Raw genomic sequence first — 14,451 nt, 5'->3', positions numbered from 1 at the left:
CAGCAGGCGAAATCCTATTTTGCAAGCCGGGCAGGTCGGGGCGTGGCTATTGCTTTCCGAGCAGCCAGCGCGAACCCATCCAACGCTCGCCGTAAACGCGAACCGTGCAACGATACCGGTCCACCTGTTTCCGCCAATGCGCGGCGAGGCGGGCATTGCCGGCACTTGCGGCATCATCGCGAAGTTTGCGGATGGCCTGGCATTCGCCGAGCTGTGCGGCGCGAGCCCACCATTTGCGGCCATCGGACTGGATATCGTCGCGTTCGTCTTCGAACTGCGCGAGGGTGAGCGCGGCATCCCGGTCGCCGGCATTGGCCCGCGCTACCAGGGTTCGATATTCCGAGCGCTTGATGTTCCAGCTGAGGCAGATCGCCAATCCGGCTACCAGGCCGGTGCCGCAGAAGGGCACGGTGGACGCGCGTGCCTCGGGCGTGGCGGGTGGTATGTTGGCCAGGGCCAGGCCGGCAGTCGCGGCGAGCAGCAGGTGGATGCGCATCGTTCCCCTTCCGATGGTTTGTGGGGAGAGGGTCCGGCATCGCGGAGGTGGCGTCAATCGGGTTTGCGAACCGATATGGGTGGATGCCGCTCCCCGGCGAAGGCCGGGGTCCAGCCGCGATGTCGCTCGCGAGGTTCCGGTGCCTTCGATAGTGCGCCGGGACTGGGCCCCGGCCTTCGCCGGGGATGCCGGTGGTATTTCAGGGCGTTCCCTAATCCCGCCCGCGCCCGCCATTCTCCGACTTGCTCGTCGTGCCCCTGCCGACATCGTCGCGGGGCTTGCCCTTGGTGGTGCGCTGGGCCGCGGCGCGGGCGCCTTCCAGGACGGGGCCGCAGGCGGCCGCCTTGGCATCGCCGACATCGACGAACGCGATGATCGCCGCGAACGGGCTGGCGACGACGCCCAGCCCCAAGCCGACGCCGGCGCGGGCGACCAGCTCGGGCGAGATCACGTTCAGGCCCGGCCGGGCGAAATAGCCGTTCAGGCCGACCGGGGACTGGCCGGAGAACAGGCTGAACTTCTTGCTGTCGGCGCGCACCGCCAGGTCGATGCTCTCGTTGCGGAAGCTGAAGCCGCCGCGGCCGAGGATGACGTTCTTCTGCGTGTCGATCAGGATCGGATCCGCCGCGGCCACGCCGTTCCGCACCGTGAAGCCGATCAGCCCGCAATTGATCTGCACCGGCTCCTTCAATTTCTTCTCGAACATCTTCTGGACGAAGGTGCCGATATCGATCTCGGACAGCTGGACGTTGCGCGTCCATAGCGAGCCGCGCGGCAGGATGATCGCGATGCGGCCGTTCGAATTGGCCAGCGATTCGCGCACGCTGTCGCCGAGGCCGGTCATCTGCACCCGCGCCTTGACCGTGCCGCTGGTGCCGCTCTGCTCGACGCCCCAGCCGGCGAGCAACGTGCCCATCGGGGTGGGCGACAGGCGGATGTCGTAATCGGTGGAGACCGGCTGCTTGCGCGCGTTGATGCTGATGTCCGAGCTGACCGTGCCGCGCGCCATGCTGAAATTGAGCGGGCTGAGCTTGAGCAGCATGTTGTCGAGATCGAGCCCCAGCTCGATGTTCGACACCGGCATGCTCGGCGCGCGGACGTCGCGCACCGTCCAGTGGACCTTCGCGTCGAAGTTGCGAAGTGCGTCTATGCGGAGCTTCGCATCGGGCAGCAGGCGCGGCGTGCCGGAGACCTGGGTGATCGCGCCGGCGGCGCCCTTCGCCGCCAGCGTGTTCGGATTGTAGCCGATGAACGGGCCGGCATCGACGATGTCGAGCGTGTCGGTGGCGAGCTGCGCGGTGAGCAGCATGCGCGGGCGCGTCATCTTCACGGTCATCTTGCCGGCAAGGTCGGAGTCGCCGAAGCGGCCCTTGAGCCCGGTGAAGCGCCATTCGTCGCCGCGCTTGGTGAGCGCCGAGGTGAGGCGATAGCTGCGTGTGTCGGGCACGGCGATGCCGGCGAGCATGAAGACGTCCGCCAGGTTCGCCCCGCGGACATTCATGTGGAGGTCGGCGCCCTCGATCTCGGTGGCGCCGGGGAGCGTGCCCGAGACATCGACCTGGGTGCGCACCGCCTCGGCATGGAGCTTGAGCTGGTTCCTGCCGCCCGACACGGTGGCGTTGGGGGTGAGCAGCGCGCCGTTCATGACGAAGCGGGTGCCGCGCACCGTGCCGGCGCCGTCAAAGCCGATCGACGAAGCGAACTGGGTGTCCTTCGCTTCCACCGTGTGGATGCGGATCCCGGCTTCGATCCGCATGCGCGGATCGATGTAGCGGATCATCGTGCCCTGGACGAGCGCGCGGCGGATGACCGGCAGGTCGAGCGGCTCGCCCTTTTCCTCGCTGAACGTCCAGCTGTTGCGCTTGCCGTCCTTGTCCCAGCGCAGGTCGATCCGGCCGTCCTCAAGGCCGAGCCAGTTGATCCGCCGGCGGCCGGTGATCAGGCCCCAGGTGGAGATGCGCGAATCGATGCGCTTCGCTTCGAAGAAATTGCCCTTGCCGGCCCAGGCGGGGTTGGAGATCGTCATCCCCTCGGCGACGAACTTCACGTTGAGCGGGTTGAGATAGAGCTGGAAGTCGCCGGCGACCTTCACCTCGCGGTGGGTCTGCTGGGCGACGATGCGTTCGAAGCTGTGCTTGAGGAAGCGGCCCTTGGTGACGAACAGGATCGTCCAGGCGAGGACGACCAGGCCGAGGAGCGTGGCGGCGACCGCGATGACGCTGGCGAGGGGCGTGCCGAGGGCACGAATCGGGCGCGCGGGCGCGTCGGCGGGCGCTGGTGCCGGGTCGGCTGCGGTTATCGGGGCTTCGCGATCGGCCATGCTGGGAGAAAGCCCGGCGATGCCAAGGGGTTCCGATTCGGGGGATTTGCCGGCATCCCAGACTATCCCTCGTCATTCCCGCGAAGGCGGGAATCCATTCTGGCTGGCGGTGCGGCTCCATCCGGCTTCAGTGCCAACGGATCCCCGCCTTCGCGGGGATGACGAGGTAGGGTGGAGGGGAGTCCAGAGACTCACCTTGCGCTCTCCCGACTCTTCGGCTAGGGGCCCCGCTTTCCGCGATCGTAGGGATGCGCCGGCTGAATGGGCTGCCGCGCGTGTCCGCAATCGTCGAACTATAAGGAGACGAAAATGCCCAAGCTCAAGACGAAGAGCGGCGTAAAGAAGCGCTTCAAGTTCACCGCCACTGGCAAGGTGAAGCATGGAGTCGCCGGCAAGCGCCACCGCCTGATTTCGCACAACGCGAAGTATATCCGCCAGAACCGCGGCACCTCCGTGCTCGCCGACGCCGATGTTGCACACATCAAGGCGTGGGCGCCCTACGGTCTGAAGTAAGGAGGGCCTGACAAATGGCACGAGTTAAGCGTGGTGTAACCACCAAGGCCAAGCACAAGAACATTCTTGAGCAGGCAAAGGGCTATCGCGGTCGTCGCAAGAACACGATCCGCATCGCCCGTCAGGCCGTCGAAAAGGCCGGCCAGTACGCGTATCGCGACCGCAAGGTTAAGAAGCGGACCTTCCGTGGTCTGTGGATCCAGCGCATCAACGCCGGTGTCCGCGCCGAAGGCCTGACCTATTCGCAGTTCATGCACGGGCTGAAGCTCGCCGGCATCGAGCTGGACCGCAAGGTCCTGGCCGATATCGCCATGAACGAAGGCGAAGCCTTTACCGCCATCATCGCGCAGGCGAAGGCGGCTCTGCCCCAGGCCGCCTAAGGCGACCTGCGCGAGTACGAGAAAATGGGGCGCCGGTGGCAACACCGGCGCCCTTTTTCTTTGTGCCCACCCCCGCTAGAGGCTCCCTCGACGAAGTGAGGATTTGATGACGACCGATCTGGACCAGCTCCGCACCGACCTGCTCGGCGCGATCGATGCAGCGGCGGGGCTCGACGCCGTCGAGGCCGTGCGCGTGCATGCGCTTGGCAAGCAGGGGGCGATCACCGGCCTGCTCAAGACCCTGGGCGGGATGACTCCCGAGGAGCGCCAGGAGCAGGGCCCGCGCATCCATTCGCTGCGCGAGGCAGTGACCGAGGCATTGGCGACGCGGAAGGGCACGCTGGAGAAGGCGGCGCTCGATGCGCGCCTGGCCAGCGAGACGCTCGACATGACGCTGCCGGTCGACGGCGTGGCCGCCGGCTCGGTGCATCCGGTGAGCCAGGTGATGGACGAGCTGGCGGAGATCTTCGCCGATCTCGGCTTCGCGGTCGCCACCGGTCCCGAGATCGAGGACGACTGGCATAATTTCACCGCGCTCAACATCCCCGAGACGCATCCGGCGCGGGCGATGCACGACACTTTCTATTTCCCGCGCGAGGAAGACGGCAGCCAGAAGTATCTGCTGCGCACCCACACCTCGCCGGTGCAGATTCGCACGATGGTCAAGGACAAGCCGCCGATCCGGATCATCGCGCCGGGCCGCGTCTATCGCTCGGACAGCGATGCGACGCACACGCCGATGTTCCACCAGATCGAGGGGCTGGTGATCGACAAGGGGATCACGCTCGGCCACCTGAAATGGACGCTGGAGACCTTCCTCAAGGCGTTCTTCGAGCGCGACGACATCGTGCTGCGGCTGCGCCCGAGCTACTTCCCGTTCACCGAGCCTTCGGCCGAGGTCGATGTCGGCTTCACCTGGCAGAACGGCAAGCGCGTGATCGGCGGCGATCCGCGCAAGAGCGACAATGGCGGCTGGATGGAAGTGCTCGGTTCCGGGATGGTCCACCGCAAGGTGATCGAGAGCTGCGGCCTCGATCCGAACGAATGGCAGGGCTTCGCCTTCGGCACCGGTGTCGACCGGCTGGCGATGCTCAAATATGGGATGGACGACTTGCGCGCCTTCTTCGACGGCGATCTGCGCTGGCTCAAGCATTACGGCTTCTCGGCACTCGACGTGCCCACGCTGAGCGGGGGAGTGGGCGCATGAAGTTCACCCTGAGCTGGCTCAAGGAGCATCTCGACACCGACGCCTCGCTGACCGACATCGAGGAGGCGCTGACCCGCGTCGGCCTCGAAGTGGAAGGCGTGGAGAATCCGGGCGAGAAGCTGAACGGCTTCCGCGTCGCCAAGGTGCTGACCGCCGAGCGGCATCCCCAGGCGGACAAGCTGCAGGTGCTGACGGTGGATACCGGCGAGCAGGTGCTGCAGGTGGTCTGCGGCGCGCCCAATGCGCGCGCGGGGCTGGTCGGCGTGCTCGGGACGCCGGGCGCGGTGGTGCCGGCGAACGGCATGGCGCTCAAGGTCGCCGCGGTGCGCGGGGTCGAATCGAACGGCATGATGTGCTCGACCCGCGAGCTCGAGCTGGGCGAGGATCATGACGGGATCATCGAGCTGCCGGCCGATGCGCCGGTGGGCACGGCGTTCGCCGACTATGCCGATCTCAACGACCCGGTGTTCGACATCTCGATCACCCCGAACCGCCAGGACTGCATGGGCGTGCGCGGGATCGCGCGCGACCTGGCGGCGGCGGGGCTTGGTACGCTCAAGCCGCTCGATGCCGAGCCGGTTGCGGTTGCGGGCGCGGGCCCCGAGGTGAGGATCGAGGCGCCCGAGGGGTGCCCGGCCTATTATGGCCAGACCGTCTCGGGCGTGACCAACGGCGCGTCGCCGGAGTGGATGCAGCGCCGGCTCAAGGCGATCGGGCAGCGGCCGATCTCGGCTTTGGTCGACATCACCAACTATGTGATGATCGATCTCGGCCGCCCGCTGCATGTGTACGACAAGGCCAAGCTGTCGGGCGCGCTGACCGTGCGCAAGGCGACGGCCGGCGAGCAGGTGCTGGCGCTCAACGAGAAGACCTATACGCTAGACGAGACGATCACCGTGATCGCCGACGCCAACGGCGTGCACGATATCGGCGGGATCATGGGCGGGGAGGACACTGGCGTGTCCGAAACCACCACCGACGTGGTGATCGAATGCGCCTATTTCGAGCCGGAGCATATCGCGCGGGCGGGGCAGAAGCTCAACCTGACCAGCGATGCGCGCTCGCGCTTCGAGCGGGGCGTCGATCCGCAGTTCCTCGAGGACGGCATCGCGATCGCGACGCGGCTGGTGATCCAGCTGTGCGGCGGCACGGCGAGCGAGGTTACGCGCGCGGGGGTGCTGCCCAAGGTGGGCGTGACCACGGGCTATGATCCGAAGCTGGCCGAGACGCTGGGCGGGCTGGCGGTGCCGGCGGCGCGGCAGGTCGAGATCCTCGAGAGCCTGGGCTTCACGGTCCAGCCGCTCGACGGCAATGGCGATCCGGTCGAGCTGGATGCGGGCTTCGACGCGCTGCGCGTCACCGCGCCGAGCTGGCGCCGCGATGTGGATGGCCCGGCCGATCTGGTCGAGGAAGTGATCCGGATCGAGGGTATCGACAATGTGCCGTCCACGCCGCTCTCGCGGGTGCCGGGCGTGGCGAAGCCGACCGCGACGCCCGAGCAGAAGCTGGAGCGCAAGCTGCGCCGCACGGCGGCGGCGCGGGGGCTCAACGAGGCGGTGACCTGGAGCTTCGTCTCGGAGAGCGAGGCGGCGCCCTTCGGCGGCGGTGCCTGGACGCTGGCCAACCCGATCAGCGAGGACATGAAGGTCATGCGCCCGTCGCTGCTGCCGGGCCTGCTGGGGGCTGCCGAGCGCAACCTCAAGCGCGGCGCGACCTCGGTGCGCCTGTTCGAGCTGGGGCGGCGCTACCTGGCGGACGGTGAGCGGGTGACGCTCGGCGTGCTGCTGGCGGGCGCGAAGACGCCGCGCGGCTGGCAGGGTGGCAAGGCGCAGCCCTTCACCGCCTTCGATGCCAAGGCCGAAGCGCTGGCGCTGCTCGAGGCCGCCGGCGCGCCGGTGGCGAACCTGCAGGTGATGGGCGAGGCCGGCGAGGTCTGGCACCCGGGCCAGTCGGCGACGCTGCGCCTGGGGCCCAAGACGGTGCTCGCGGCATTCGGCATGGTCCACCCGAGCGTGCTCAAGGCGTTCGACCTCGACGGCGATGTCGCCGCGGTCGAGCTCTATCTCGATGCGCTGCCCGGCAAGCGCGGCGGCACCGGCTTCATGCGCACGGCCTATACGCCGCCCGCGCTGCAGGCCGTGACGCGCGACTTCGCCTTCCTGGTGCCGGCGACGCTGGCGGCAGGGGACCTGGTCCGCAGCGTCAAGGGCGCGGACAAGACGACCATCGTCGATGCGCGGCTGTTCGACGTCTTCACCGGCACCGGCGTGCCGGAAGGGCAGAAGAGCCTGGCCATCGAAGTCACGCTCCAGCCGGGCGAGAAGAGCTTCACCGACGAGGAGCTGAAGGCGGTCGCCGACAAGGTGGTTGCCGCCGCGGCCAAGCAGGGCGCGGTGCTGCGGGGCTGACCGGCACCTCCCTTGACGGGAGGATGGGGTCCCATTTCGTCATGCTGAACTTGTTTCAGCATCCAATGTGCCGCGAGCGATATCGTTCGTGGAGAGTTGGACCCTGAAACAAGTTCAGGGTGACGGATTGGGGCGAGAGCCGGTTGCCTTGCCGCTTCGCGCGCCGCATAGCCGCGGCACCGCAGCACAAGGAGCCAGCCCATGCCCACCGCACTCATCACCGGCGCCACTTCGGGGATTGGCGAGGCCTGTGTGCTGGCCTTTGCCGATGCGGGGTGGAATGTCGTCGCGACCGGGCGGCGGGCGGAGCGGCTGGCGCCGCTGGAGCGCGACAATGTCCGCACCCTCGCCTTCGACATCCGCGACGAGGAAGCCCGCGACGCGGCGCTGGACTCGCTGCCCGAGGGCTTCCGCGAATTCGACCTGCTGGTGAACAATGCCGGGCTGGCGCTGGGCCTCGAGCCCGCGCAGGCGGCGTCGCTCACCAAGTGGAAGACGATGATCGACACGAACGTGACCGCGCTCGTCTCGATCACCCACAAGCTGCTGCCGATGCTGGTGGCGCGCAAGGGCGCGATCATCAACCTGTCGTCGGTGGCGGCGACCTATCCCTATCCGGGCGGCAATGTGTACGCGGCGACCAAGGCGTTCGTCCGCCAGCTGAGCCTCGACCTGCGCGCCGACCTGCACGGCACCGGGGTGCGCGTCACCTCGATCGAGCCCGGCATGGTCGAGACCGAGTTCACCCTGGTGCGCACCGGCAGCCAGGAAACCTCGGACAAGCTCTATGGCGGCGTGAACCCGATGACCGCCGAGGACATCGCCGAGACGATCCTGTGGGTGGCGACGCTGCCGCCGCACCTGAACATCAACAGCCTCGAGCTGATGCCGGTCAACCAGAGCTGGCAGGCCTTCGCGATCCACCGCGAGGGCTGAGCGCGCTCACGCCATCAAGGGCCGGATCTCGTCATAGGCGGCGCTGGATATCACCCAGGGCGACCAGTCGCGAACAAAGGTGAAATAGGCGAAGTCATGATCCCCGAGCGTGGCGATCATGTGCCGGGCGAGCCCCGGCCATCGCCGTAGCGTCCAGGGGTTTATCGCCACGCCTTCCGGGCGCGTGAGCGGGACGGAGGACATGTCGCATTTCAGCCGGTCGGTGCCGTAGTAATAGTAGAAAACCTCCACCGGCAACGTCTCGTCCGGAAAGGCGAAGCTCGGATATATCTCGATTTCGATCTGGAAATCATTCGTCAGCCGCTGCTGAGCGAAGAGCAGTTCGGGCCCGATGAGCGTCCTGAGCCGGCGTCCGTTCATGAGAAGCTTGGCGGTGGGGGCGTAGAAGTCCATCACCGAGTACCAGACCGAGGGGTTGGCAAATCCCAGCCGGTCCGGCGCTGCGCCTGCCGCCTGATGCGTCGGCGCGCAGGCCCACCACCATTTGCGATAGGGAAGGTCCTGGCCGCCCGCCGTTCCCTTCTCATGATCATAGCCCATGATGAGATGGTAGCCGGGCGGCGGATCGCCGAGATCTCCGCCGCTTGCCGCCATCACGTAATTCGGTTGCAGGCGATCGGCGAGATCCGAGGTGAATCTTGCCGAGAAGATGAACTTGCCGGGGTCTTCGCGAAATTCCTCGAGCATGCGTTCGCGCAGGCCGAGATAGTCCTCCAACATCGTCTCGAGCGCCGGCGGGATGTTTCCCCGCATCTTGTCGACGGTCTGCGCACGGAACAGGTCAAGATCCCTGGCGATGGCCCCCTCGATGCTTTCGCCAAATATGGTGCGGCACGCCTGATCGACGAGTTCCCAGCAATCCTCGGGCGTGAGCGGCGGTGCGCCGTGTTGCGGCAGCTTGCCGGATTGGGTGAGTTCCACCGAGATCGCGGCAAAGCGTTCCGCCGGGTAGGAGGTGGCCGCATAGCCGGGGGCAGAGGCGCCGAAATAGTCGGTCTGCAGCGATGCGAACAGGATGCATTCGAGCAGCGACGGGTCGATCGTGATCGCATCCTCGGCCGTGACATCTCCCTGCACCACCCCCAGCCGCCCGGCGGTTTCGATCAGCGAGAGATATTTGGCGGCGAATTGCCCGGCATCGAACAGCGAGCCGTAGAAGCGCCGCATGCCCTCCTCGCCGAAATAGGTACCGACAAAATCGAGCTGCGCCAGGAAGGCCATGCATTCGAGCTGTGCCTCGCCGCCCAGCTCGAGCCTCCCGAAGCGCGTCTGTTCCTGCGCCCGGTCCCTCTCGATCATCTTTCGCCGACGGGTCAGTACCGATGCCAGGGTGGCTAAGTGGGCGGATGGGTTCTCGACCTTCGCGACCGCGCTGCGAACGGGATCGGCATAGATTTCGAGGGGGACATGGATCTTCCCCGCCTCCTGCCCCTCGCGAAGGATGAGGGGCATGTTCGCGTACATTTCGACGAACTGGCGGAAGCGGAACGCGCCGTAATTGCTGAACACGAAATCGAGGAAATGGCGCTTCTCGTGCCAGATCGCCGACACCATCTGCAGGCCGCGGTTGAAGGTCCTGTCGTCGTCGATGGATGCCAGAATGGCGATCGCCTCGTCGGATCTGCCCTGGGTGACCGCGGCGACCGCCTGCTGGATCGGCCCGCCGCCATCCAGTCCGCCGATCAGCTGGGCGTCGTACAACAACGACATCGTGGCCGGATCGAACTGGATGATGGGGAGCATGGCTAGCCGCCGATCTGGCTGATGTCGGTATCGGGTGTCAGCCTGGTGATCCGGGCCTGGCTTTGGGTATCGTTGACGATCACCGCGGTCTCGCCGCCGCCCTTTGGCTCGCTGCGCTTGAGCAGCGCCTTTACCGCGGCGAGGAAGCCGACGACCGAGGTGCCGGCTCCCATCATGATCGTGACGACTTCGCAGACCTGGCGGATCTCGTCGACGCCGAACGGCGCGTCCAGCGCGTCGCTGATCGATTCGGTCAGCATCGGCTCGGAGGCGGCATGGCCCTCCTGCCGTGCAAGCGCCGCGATCGCCGCGATCAGCGCGGGATCGCCGATGACATCGATTGTCTGACTGTTCATGGTGTCTCCTCCCGGGCGGCCTGGCCTTCAGGCTGCCCCCTCTTGCCCCTGTGTCGCCGGATTATAGTATCCGCCGCCGTCTTCCCCATGATCTATTAGGTCCAGAATGATCTCTATTCAGTCCGAGTCGCTGTCCGCCGCGATCAATCCGTTCGGCGCCGAGCTCTCCTCGCTGCGGGATGCGGATGGCCGCGAGCTGATGACCGATGCGGATCCCGCCTTCTGGAGCGGACGGGCGCCGTTGCTCTTCCCGATCGTCGGGCGGCTGATGGACGACAAATATCGGTTGGACGGCAAGGAATACACGCTGCCCCAGCACGGCTTCGCCCGTAAGCAGGATTTCGCGCTGGTCGAGCAGGCGCCGGACCGGGCGGTGTTCCGGCTGGTCGACAATGCGGAGACGCGCGCGGTCTACCCGTTCGCCTTCGCGCTCGATGCGGCGTTCACGCTGATCGACGCTTCGCTGCTGATGGAGATCACGGTGACCAACACCGGTGATGTCGATATGCCGGCGAGCTTCGGCTTCCACCCGGCCTTTGCCTGGCCGCTGCCCTATGGCTCGAGCAAGGAGGAGCACCAGATCGTCTTCGCCGACGAGGAGCCCGGCGAACTGGCGGCGATCGTCAAGGGCGGCTGGATGGACGCCGACAGCTGGGAGAGCCCGGTCGAGGACCGGATGCTCGAGCTGTATGACGAGCTGTTCGAGCGCGATGCGCTGGTGTGGAATCCGGTGCGCAGCCAGTCGCTCAGCTATGGCGCGCTGGGCGGGCCGCAGCTGGTCTGCGATTTCCCCGATACGCCGGCGCTGGGGCTGTGGATGAAGCCGGGCGCGCGCTATCTGTGCATCGAGCCCTGGCACGGCATCGCCGATCCGTACGGCTTCACCGGCGAGATCTGGGACAAGCCGCTGATGCTGCGCTTCGCGCCGGGCGAGGCGCGGACCTTCACGATGCGGGTTTCGCTCCGGGTCTAGGGCGGATCGCCTGGGGGAGCAGTTTAGTACAGGTGCGAGAAATCGCAGGCGTTGCCGAGAGGCTGCGCGACGACTAGAGGGCCGCGATGCCTTCTCCCTCCGACCGCCGTACCTTCGCGATCATCTCGCACCCTGACGCGGGCAAGACCACGCTCACCGAAAAGCTGCTGCTGTTCGGCGGCGCGATCCATCTCGCCGGCGAAGTGAAGGCGCGCGGCCAGGCGCGGCGTGCGCGCTCGGACTGGATGAAGATCGAGCAGCAGCGCGGCATCTCGGTGACGTCGAGCGTGATGACGTTCGAGCGGAACGGGGTGACCTTCAACCTGCTCGACACGCCAGGCCACGAGGACTTCTCGGAAGATACCTATCGCACGCTCACCGCGGTCGATTCGGCGGTGATGGTGATCGACGTCGCCAAGGGCATCGAGAGCCAGACCCGGAAATTGTTCGAGGTCTGCCGGCTGCGCAACGTGCCGATCATCACCTTCGTCAACAAGGTCGACCGCGAAGGCCGCCACGTGTTCGAGACGCTCGACGAGATCGCCGACCTGCTCGCGCTCGACGTGTGCCCGATGACCTGGCCGGTCGGCATGGGCGGTACCTTCGAGGGGATCTTCGACCTCGCCACCAACCGCCTGCTGCTGCCCGAGGGCGACAGCCGCGAGTTCCATGGCAAGGTGGTGCAGACTTCCGGGCTCGACGATCCGCAACTCGACCAGATCATCTCGCCCGAGAACCTCGCCAAGCTGCGCGAGGATGTCGAGCTGGCCCAGGCGGGCTATCCGGCGTTCGACGGCGAGGCCTATCGCCACGGCGACCTGACCCCGGTCTATTTCGGCTCGGCGCTCAAGGAGTTCGGCGTCGATTCGCTGATCGAGGCGATCGCGACGCACGCCCCGCCGCCGCACGCGCTGCCGGCCGAGCCGGCGCCGGTCGCGCCCGATGCGGGCCAGGTCACCGGTTTCGTGTTCAAGGTCCAGGCGAACATGGATCCCAACCACCGCGACCGGATCGCGTTCATGCGGCTGGTCTCGGGCACCTTCAAGCGCGGCATGAAGCTGACGCCGACCGGGCATGGCAAGCCGATCGCGATCCACTCGCCGATCCTGTTCTTCGCGCAGCAGCGTGAACTGGCCGACGAGGCGTTCCCGGGCGACATCATCGGCATCCCCAACCATGGCGTGCTGCGGGTGGGCGACACGCTGAGCGAGAAGGCGGATGTGCGCTTCACCGGGCTGCCGAACTTCGCGCCGGAAATCCTGCGCCGCGTCGCCCTGAAGGACCCGACCAAGACCAAGCAGCTGCGCAAGGCGCTGGACGACATGGCCGAGGAAGGCGTGACCCAGGTCTTCTATCCGGAGATCGGCTCGAACTGGATCATCGGCGTGGTCGGCCAGCTGCAGCTCGACGTGCTGATCTCGCGGCTCGATGCCGAGTACAAGGTGGCGGCGGGGCTGGAGATGGCTCCGTTCGAGACGGCGCGGTGGATCTCGGCCGAGGATCCCAAGGACCTGGCGGAGTTCATGAGCCTGAATCGGGGCGCCATGGCCAAGGACCGCGACGACAATCCGGTGTTCATGGCCAAGTCGAGCTGGGAGGTCGGCTATGTTGCCGATCGCTATCCCAGGGTGAAGTTCGCGGCGACACGCGAGCGCTGAGCGCAGACCCGAGGGGTGGCCGGGCGGTCCCATCCCCGCCCGGCCGTCCCGGTAAGGCTTCCCCTCGGAACGCGCGTTGCTTTTCGCCGATTTGCGACTCGTTCGCGATTCAGGAAAGCGCCGAGTCGGGAAACTACCTAGGCCGTCTGCTCCACCCAGCCGCTGCGGACATGCTTGGCCGCGAACAGCGCGAGGATGCCGGCGAGCACGTAGAAGCCGAGGCAGAAGACCGCGCCGTAGCGCAGCGCCTCGGCGCCGTAGCTGGCCTTCAGCTCTTCGCCGAGGAAGCCCATCAGCAGCGGGCCGAGGCCCATGCCGATCAGGTTGTTGATCATCAGGAAGCTGCCGGAGGCCGTGGCGCGCATGTGCTGCGGCACCATGTGCTGCACGGCGGTGGTCACCGGGCCGAGCCACAGGATGTTGAGCCCGTTGGGAATCACCAGCAGCGGCCAGGCGATCCAGGGATTGGAGGTGAGGAAGCCGACCGCGAAAAGCGGCGCGGTGATCAGCCAGGCGATCGCGGGCAGCCAAGCGTACCAGGCGCGGTCGCCCTTGCCGAGCCGGTCGGCGAACCAGCCGCCGGCGAACACGCCCGCGGTGCCGCCGATCAGCAGCAGCGAGGCCATGAACTGGCCGGTGGTCACCAGGTCGAAGCCGAAATTGCCCATCAGCACCAGCGGCGTCCACAGCGCCAGGCCATAGCCGCACAGCGAGCTGCACGAGGCGCCGAAGGCAAGCAGCCAGAAGGCGGGCTTGCCGGCGAGGATGCCGAACACCGCGCTCACCGGGGCGGCGTCGCCCCTGGCGACGGCGGGCCGGGGCACGTCGCGGACCACCCAGCGGAATATCGGCGCGATCAGGATGCCGATCACGCCCATGGTGATGAACGCCGCGCGCCAGTTCACCAGGGCGGCGATATAGGCGCCGAGCAGGGTGCCGAGCGCCAGGCCGATCGGGATGCCGAGCGAATAGATGGCGAGCGCGCGGGCGCGTTTCTCGGGCGGGAAGTAATCGGCGATCACCGCATAGGAAGGCGCGACGCCGCCCGCCTCGCCGACGCCGACACCGAGGCGGAACAGGAAGAGCTGCCAATAGCCGGTGGCGACCCCGCACAGCCCGGTGAACAGGCTCCACACCGCCAGCGCCCCGGCGATCACCCCCGAACGGCTGGTGCGGTCGGCGAGATAGGCGAGCGGCACGCCGAGCACCGAATAGAGCACCGCGAAGGCGAGCCCGCCGATCGCGCCGAATTCGGTGCGGGTGAGGTGCAGGTCCTCCATGATCGGCTTGGCGAGGATGCCAAGGATCTGCCGATCGAGGAAGTTGAAGGTGTAGACGAGCAGGAGCATCGCCAGCACCACGCCGCGATAGCCGGGGCGGGTCGCGGGGTTTGAAGCGGAAGCGTTCATGGCCGTACCTCGACATCAAAAGAGCCGGACG

The 14,451-nt window shown here is 67.0% G+C and carries 12 protein-coding genes; 7 read left to right on the top strand and 5 right to left on the bottom strand.

The window, feature by feature from the left end:
• Nucleotides 1–46: 46 nt before the first annotated feature.
• The gene (locus AC1RJ5_RS13385) at nucleotides 47–496 is read right to left on the bottom strand and encodes a hypothetical protein (protein WP_493113757.1); all 450 of its coding nucleotides are present in this window, start codon (nucleotides 494–496) and stop codon (nucleotides 47–49) included.
• Nucleotides 497–707: 211 nt separating this feature from the next.
• Entirely contained in the window at nucleotides 708–2,816 is a 2,109-nt protein-coding gene (locus AC1RJ5_RS13380) for an AsmA family protein (protein ID WP_493113755.1), read from the bottom strand.
• Between the two features lie 309 nt (nucleotides 2,817–3,125).
• Here AC1RJ5_RS13380 and rpmI point away from each other — a divergent pair, with 309 nt between their 5' ends.
• From rpmI to AC1RJ5_RS13355, 5 genes are all read left to right on the top strand, one after another.
• Entirely contained in the window at nucleotides 3,126–3,329 is a 204-nt protein-coding gene (gene rpmI, locus AC1RJ5_RS13375) for a 50S ribosomal protein L35 (RefSeq protein ID WP_184162896.1), read from the top strand.
• Nucleotides 3,330–3,343: 14 nt separating this feature from the next.
• Nucleotides 3,344–3,709, top strand: a complete 366-nt coding sequence (gene rplT / locus AC1RJ5_RS13370; protein WP_116839693.1) for a 50S ribosomal protein L20 — start codon at nucleotides 3,344–3,346, stop codon at nucleotides 3,707–3,709.
• A 106-nt stretch (nucleotides 3,710–3,815) separates the two neighbouring features.
• Nucleotides 3,816–4,916: a phenylalanine--tRNA ligase subunit alpha gene (pheS, locus tag AC1RJ5_RS13365; protein ID WP_493113752.1), complete on the top strand. Its 1,101-nt coding sequence runs from the start codon at nucleotides 3,816–3,818 to the stop codon at nucleotides 4,914–4,916.
• Nucleotides 4,913–7,324 (top strand): phenylalanine--tRNA ligase subunit beta, encoded by a 2,412-nt coding sequence (gene pheT, locus AC1RJ5_RS13360; protein WP_493113750.1) that lies wholly within the window; start codon nucleotides 4,913–4,915, stop codon nucleotides 7,322–7,324. Before pheS ends, pheT begins: the two co-directional genes overlap by 4 nt.
• Before the next feature lie 201 nt (nucleotides 7,325–7,525).
• Nucleotides 7,526–8,260 (top strand): SDR family NAD(P)-dependent oxidoreductase, encoded by a 735-nt coding sequence (locus AC1RJ5_RS13355; RefSeq protein WP_184162884.1) that lies wholly within the window; start codon nucleotides 7,526–7,528, stop codon nucleotides 8,258–8,260.
• Nucleotides 8,261–8,266: 6 nt separating this feature from the next.
• Here the strand turns inward: AC1RJ5_RS13355 and AC1RJ5_RS13350 are convergent, their stop codons facing one another.
• Both AC1RJ5_RS13350 and AC1RJ5_RS13345 read right to left on the bottom strand, forming a co-directional pair.
• The gene (locus tag AC1RJ5_RS13350) at nucleotides 8,267–10,024 is read right to left on the bottom strand and encodes a hypothetical protein (RefSeq protein WP_493113748.1); all 1,758 of its coding nucleotides are present in this window, start codon (nucleotides 10,022–10,024) and stop codon (nucleotides 8,267–8,269) included.
• A gap of 2 nt (nucleotides 10,025–10,026) precedes the next feature.
• A complete protein-coding gene (locus AC1RJ5_RS13345) occupies nucleotides 10,027–10,380 on the bottom strand; it encodes a hypothetical protein (RefSeq protein ID WP_269573458.1) in 354 nt (117 codons plus the stop codon).
• A gap of 106 nt (nucleotides 10,381–10,486) precedes the next feature.
• On the opposite strand from AC1RJ5_RS13345, the gene AC1RJ5_RS13340 reads away from it, so the two are divergent.
• Together AC1RJ5_RS13340 and AC1RJ5_RS13335 are read left to right on the top strand one after the other, a co-directional pair.
• Nucleotides 10,487–11,353: an aldose 1-epimerase family protein gene (locus AC1RJ5_RS13340; RefSeq protein ID WP_269573459.1), complete on the top strand. Its 867-nt coding sequence runs from the start codon at nucleotides 10,487–10,489 to the stop codon at nucleotides 11,351–11,353.
• Nucleotides 11,354–11,439: 86 nt separating this feature from the next.
• Nucleotides 11,440–13,011, top strand: a complete 1,572-nt coding sequence (locus AC1RJ5_RS13335; protein ID WP_269573460.1) for a peptide chain release factor 3 — start codon at nucleotides 11,440–11,442, stop codon at nucleotides 13,009–13,011.
• A gap of 137 nt (nucleotides 13,012–13,148) precedes the next feature.
• Here AC1RJ5_RS13335 and AC1RJ5_RS13330 read toward each other — a convergent pair whose 3' ends face one another.
• Nucleotides 13,149–14,420, bottom strand: coding sequence for a spinster family MFS transporter (locus tag AC1RJ5_RS13330; RefSeq protein ID WP_493113745.1), 1,272 nt, complete (start codon nucleotides 14,418–14,420; stop codon nucleotides 13,149–13,151).
• Between the last annotated feature and the right edge of the window lie 31 nt (nucleotides 14,421–14,451).

The sequence above is a fragment of the Sphingomonas sp. GW822-FHT03G08 genome, assembly GCF_058801135.1.
The sequence above is the reverse complement of the archived record's forward strand: the minus strand, read 5'-3'. Positions and strand labels throughout refer to the sequence as shown.